This is a genomic window from Acidovorax sp. KPB24-07 (assembly GCF_057543315.1).
In genome coordinates this window covers 1-3,025 of sequence record NZ_BAAJYS010000388.1, presented here as the reverse complement: position 1 = coordinate 3,025, position 3,025 = coordinate 1, and the positions used below count along the sequence as shown (strand labels likewise).

5 protein-coding genes are annotated in these 3,025 nt (G+C 70.6%); 2 read left to right on the top strand and 3 right to left on the bottom strand.

Annotated elements, in window-relative coordinates; translation table 11 throughout:
- Both AC27IQ_RS21435 and AC27IQ_RS21430 read left to right on the top strand, forming a co-directional pair.
- Nucleotides 1-87 (top strand): DUF3649 domain-containing protein (locus tag AC27IQ_RS21435; RefSeq protein ID WP_487090715.1); only part of this gene is annotated, 87 nt, incomplete at its 5' end.
- 27 nt (nt 88-114) lie between these two features.
- Nucleotides 115-981 carry an alpha/beta hydrolase gene (locus AC27IQ_RS21430; protein WP_487090714.1) on the top strand — a complete coding sequence of 289 codons (867 nt, stop codon included), beginning with the start codon at nt 115-117 and terminating at the stop codon, nt 979-981.
- Between the two features lie 76 nt (nt 982-1,057).
- On the opposite strand, the gene AC27IQ_RS21425 is transcribed toward AC27IQ_RS21430, so the two are convergent.
- From AC27IQ_RS21425 to AC27IQ_RS21415, 3 genes are all read right to left on the bottom strand, one after another.
- On the bottom strand, nt 1,058-1,816 hold the full coding sequence (locus AC27IQ_RS21425) for a hypothetical protein (protein WP_487090713.1): 759 nt from the start codon (nt 1,814-1,816) through the stop codon (nt 1,058-1,060).
- 121 nt (nt 1,817-1,937) lie between these two features.
- Nucleotides 1,938-2,435 (bottom strand): EVE domain-containing protein, encoded by a 498-nt coding sequence (locus AC27IQ_RS21420; protein ID WP_487090712.1) that lies wholly within the window; start codon nt 2,433-2,435, stop codon nt 1,938-1,940.
- 132 nt (nt 2,436-2,567) lie between these two features.
- A partial coding sequence (locus AC27IQ_RS21415) for a helicase-related protein (protein ID WP_487090711.1) occupies nt 2,568-3,025 on the bottom strand: 458 nt, incomplete at its 5' end.

Below are 3,025 nucleotides of genomic sequence, written 5' to 3'. Positions count from 1 at the left end.
TTCTGCGCGCGCAGCGCGGCGCGGGCCTGGCTGGGCCTGGGCGTGGCGGCAGCGCCCTGCGTTGGACTGCTTTGGTGGTGGCGGTGACCCCATGGGCCGCTAGCATCGCTGCCCATGCAACGTCGAAGAATCCTCGCGGCACTCGCTGCCGCCTTTTTGTGCCTCGCGGTTTGGCTCGGTGCGGGCGAAGTCCTGAGCCATCCGCACCACCGGCCCGTGGGCCCGGCCCCGGGCGATCTGCCCGCCAGTCCGGTGCGGTTCGATACCGTCACGGGCCAGTCCCTTGCGGGCTGGCTGGTCCGTGGCGATGCCGGGGCCGGGGCGGTGCTGCTTTTGCATGGCATCGGCGCGGACCGGCGCCAGATGCTGGGCCGGGCCCGGTTTCTCCATCGCCTGGGCTATTCGGTGCTGCTCATCGATCTGCGCGCGCATGGCGAGAGCGCCGGGGACCGAGTGACTTTCGGCTGGAACGAATCGCAAGGCGTGGCGGCGGCCCTGGACTACCTGTCCGACGCGCTGCCCGACGAGAAGATCGGTGTGATCGGCGCATCGCTCGGGGCGGCCTCGCTCGTGCTGTCCCGGCCCGACGTGTCCCTGGAGGCCGTCGTGCTGGAGTCGATGTTCCCCACGATCGAAGACGCGGTCTCCGACCGCCTGGCGATGTACCTGGGGCCGGCGGGCCGGTGGCTCACGCCGCTGCTGTTGTGGCAGCTTCCCGTGCGGCTGGGCGTTTCCGCGGATCAGCTGCGGCCCATTGCCGACCTGCCGTCGCTGCACGTGCCGCTGCTGATCGCGGCCGGATCGGAGGACCGACACACCCCCCTGGCGGAAACCCGGCGCATCTACGCGGCGGCCGACGACCCGAAGGCGTTGTGGGTGGTCGATGGTGCGGCGCATGTCGATCTGCATGCGTTCGATCCGCCGGCCTACGAGGCGCGGATTTCGGCGTTCCTCGCGAAACACCTGCGCGATAGCGAATGAGGCGGTGCGCCGTGCCGGGCGGATCTCGTGCGTGACGGGGGGGCGAGCGGGCAGGGGAGCGCTGCCTCATCCCCCTTCAGTGCCCGCTGGCGGCTGTCGTGGCGGACCCTCCGTTGTCGGCCGGGTCACCACCAGGCGCGTGGTGCGCCATTCCCATCCCGCCGCCGTTCCCGCTTTCGCCCATCCCACCGCCGGCGCCGCCCCCACTGCCTCGCACACCGCCATCGGCATTGGCGCGCCGGGCGCCCGCGCCACCGCTTCCTCCGGGCCGCAGCGGCCCCTGCACGGGAATCGGCACGTGCTCCGCAATCGGTTCCAGGTCCAGCGCCGCCCGAATGAACTGCCGCAGGGACACCACCAGCTGCGCCGTTTCGATGCTGCGGCCGGCCACCATGTCCTGCGCGGCCTGGGCGGCGAGTTGGACCTGCTCCTCGGTGCCCAGCAGGATCACGTCGGACAGCGCGGCCTCCACCGCATCGCGCATGCGGCGTTGGCGCTCGGTGCTGGTCAGCGGTGCCAGCGCCTCTTCCACGGTGGCCGGATCGCCTTCGGCAGGGGGCGGCGATGGCGTTGGGCTGCCAGCCGGCCGGCGCAGGTCGCGCATGTGCGTCGGGCTCACCTGCAACTGCCCGGTGAACGAGCCGCCCAAGGTCTTGTAGGCGGCGATCAGGGTCTTGAGCCGCTCGTTGATCTGCCGGTTTTCGCGTTGCTGGCGGCGCTGGATGGTCTGCATGAAGACGAGCCGGATGCCCACCATGAGCAGTGAGGCCAGCAGCAGCCCCAACGCGGTGGTGAGCAGGGTGTGCCAGGAACTGAAGTCGAGCATGTTGCGCATGGCGGACGCGGGGCGCTGGCGCCACCGCGAAAGGGGAGTGAAGGGCAGGCCATGATAGGCACGGGCACTAGGTGCTGCACCCGTGGCCGGGCGGCACCTTTGGGCCCTCGCAGGGCGCGGCTCAGACGGGCGGCGCTGCGTCCAGCATTTCGACGACCCGCTTCCAGTCCGCCGCATCGACCGGCGTGATGGACAGGCGGCTGCCTTTTTGCAGCACCTGCAGGCCGGCCAGTTCCGGCCGGGCGCGCAATTCGGCCAGGGGCAGCAGGCGGGTCTTGCGCAGTGCCTGCACGTCCAGCAGCAGCCACCGCGGTTGGTCCGGGCGGGATTTGGGGTCGTGGTAGGGCGATTCGGGGTCGAACTGCGTCGGGTCCGGCCGGGTGGCGGAGGCCACGCGCGCCAGGCCGGCAATGCCCGGCTCCGGACAGCTGGAGTGATAGAACAGCACGCCGTCGCCCACCTGCATGCCGTCGCGCATGAAGTTGCGCGCCTGGTAGTTGCGCACGCCGGTCCAGGGCACGGTGGCATCCGGGGCGGCCAGGGCGTCGTCGATGGAGCATTCCTGCGGCTCGGACTTCATGAGCCAGTAGCGGGGTTCGGGGTGCGGGGTCGTCGTCATGGCGCCATTCTGGCGGGATGCGGCGCAAGGATCGAGCCCTTCCTGCCGCCAGAGGGTCGTTGCTATTTATTTAATAGCAATGAAGGCATGATTAACTAAGGCATGGGGCCAAAAACACCCTTATTCGCGAATTCACCGCATGCTCGCCGGCCCCGTGCCGCCCCACCGGATCGCATCGTGCGCCGGGATGGCCAGTGGGTTGTCCTGGGGTTCCGACAAGGGGGCGAGCAGGGCGTTCAGGTCCGCCTCGCTGAACTTGGCCGCACCCGCGGCGTCGTGCCCCAGCACCCCCTGCGCCAGCGCCTGCTTGCGGGCCTGCAGTTCCAGCATGCGTTCCTCGATGCTGCCTTCCACCACGATCTTGTAGACGAACACCGGCTGGTCCTGCCCGATGCGGTGGGCACGGGCGGTGGCCTGCTCCTCCACGGCGGGGTTCCACCAGGGATCCAGGTGGATCACCGTGTCGGCGGCGGTCAGGTTCAGGCCCACGCCGCCGGCCTTGAGGCTGGCCAGCAGGACGGGCGGCGCGCCGGCATCGCCGCGGTCCTGGAAGCGCCGCACCACGGCGCCGCGCGCGCGGGGCGGGGTGT